Source organism: Streptomyces caeruleatus (assembly GCF_001514235.1).
Lineage (GTDB): Bacteria > Actinomycetota > Actinomycetes > Streptomycetales > Streptomycetaceae > Streptomyces > Streptomyces caeruleatus.
Genome location: NZ_KQ948973.1, coordinates 1 through 2,018 on the forward strand (window position 1 = coordinate 1; position 2,018 = coordinate 2,018).

The following is a 2,018-nucleotide window of genomic DNA, read 5'->3' on the forward strand; positions in this document are numbered from 1 at the left end:
ATGCTCGTCGGCCGTGCTCCGACCGGCCACCACACCGGTGCCCGGTTCCCCGGCGGCGAGTCCGGTGAGCCTGGCGATCAGCTCGTCGCGGTCGGTGCCCAGGACGACCGCCCTGTGTTCCAGGTTCGCCCGGGTGGAGACGAGTGCGGCGCCAACGTCCACTGGGTTCAGTTCCGGGGCCGCTTCCACGTGTGCGGCGAGGCGTCGAGCTTGTTCCCGCAGCGCTGTCTCCGACCTGGCCGACAGCACCCACGGCACCACCGGCGGGGCAGCAACGTCCGTGTCGGACAACGGCGTTGATTCGGGGGCCTGTTCGAGGATCACGTGGGCGTTGGTGCCGCTGACGCCGAACGAGGACACGCCTGCACGCCACGGCCGGTCGACCGTCGGCCACGGTTGCTGTTCGGTCAGCAACTCCACCGCGCCCGCCGACCAGTTCACCTCGGGGGTCGGCTGGTCCACGTGCAGGGTGGGGGGCAGTTGCCCGTGCCGCATCGCCAGCACCATCTTGATCACACCGGCGACACCGGCGGCGGCCTGGGTGTGACCGATGTTGGACTTGAGCGACCCCAGCCATAGGGGGCGGTCTTCCGGCCGGTCCTGTCCGTAGGTCGCCAGAAGTGCCTGGGCCTCGATCGGGTCACCCAGCCGAGTACCCGTGCCGTGGGCTTCCACCACGTCCACGTCGGCCGTGGTCAGACCGGCGCTGACGAGCGCCTGTCGGATCACCCGCTGCTGCGCGGGACCGTTCGGCGCTGACAGTCCGTTCGAGGCGCCGTCCTGGTTGATGGCCGAACCCCGCACCACCGCCAGCACCTGATGGCCGTTGCGCTGAGCGTCCGACAACCGCTCCACCACCACCAAGCCGACACCCTCACCCCACCCGGTGCCGTCCGCCGACGCGGCGAAGGACTTGCAGCGGCCATCGCCCGCCAACACGCCCTGCGAGGAGAACTCGACAAAGGCTCCCGGGGTGGCCAGCACCGCCACACCACCGGTCAGTGCAAGGTCGCACTCTCCCGACCGCAGTGCCTGTACGGCCCAGTGCAGGGCCACCAGGGACGACGAGCACGCCGTGTCCACCGTGATCGCGGGCCCTTCGAGCCCCAGCACGTATGCGATCCGCCCCGACAGCACGCTGCTCGCGCCGCCGATGATCCGGTATCCGTCCATTTCCTCCGCAGCGTTTCCGACGGTCTCGTAACCCGAGATCGCTCCGCCCACGAAGACTCCGGTCTTGCTGCCCTTCAGCGCGTTCGGGTCGATGCCGGACCGCTCCAGCGCCTCCCACGCCGTCTCCAGCAACAACCGCTGCTGCGGGTCCATCGCCAACGCCTCACGCGGCGAGATACCGAAGAACCCCGCATCGAACCCGGCCACGTCTTCGACGAATCCACCCACCCGGGCAAAATCGTCACCGGACAGATCCCAGCCCCGATCGCCAGGGAACCCACCCACCGCATCGACCGACGACGCCACCACATCCCACAACTGCTCCGGCGACGACACCCCGCCGGGGAACCGGCAGCCCATCCCGACGATGGCAATCGGCTCGTCCACCGCCGTCGTACTCACCGGCGTCACCTGCACGGCCTCGACCGTGCCCAGCAGCGCTGTTTCCAGGTGTTCGGCCAGTGCAGAGGGGGTCGGGTAGTCGAAGACGAGGCTCGCGGGCAGCACAAGACCCGTCGCCGCTGCAAGCTTGTTGCGCAGCTCCACTGCAGTCAGCGAATCGAACCCGATATCGCGGAAAGCGCGGCTGCGTGGCAGGGCGTCGGCGTTGTCGAAACCGAGGGTGACGGCCGCCTCCCGCCGGACCAGGTCCAGCAACGCCCGCGCACGGTCCTTCTCCCCCATCCCGGCCAGCTTGCGCCGCAACGCCGACTCACCTGGCGACTGCGTACCCAGGTGTGCGAGCGCCTTGCGGGCCTCGGGAATGCCCGACAGCAGCGCACTCGGCCGCTCTACGGTGAAACTCGGTGCGAACCGCTCCCAGTCCGTGTCCGTCACGGTGAGGG

At 69.4% G+C, this 2,018-nt stretch carries 1 protein-coding gene; it reads right to left on the minus strand.

Annotated elements, in window-relative coordinates; translation table 11 throughout:
* A partial coding sequence (locus AQJ67_RS44315) for a type I polyketide synthase (RefSeq protein WP_244190820.1) occupies nucleotides 1–2,018 on the minus strand: 2,018 nt, incomplete at both ends.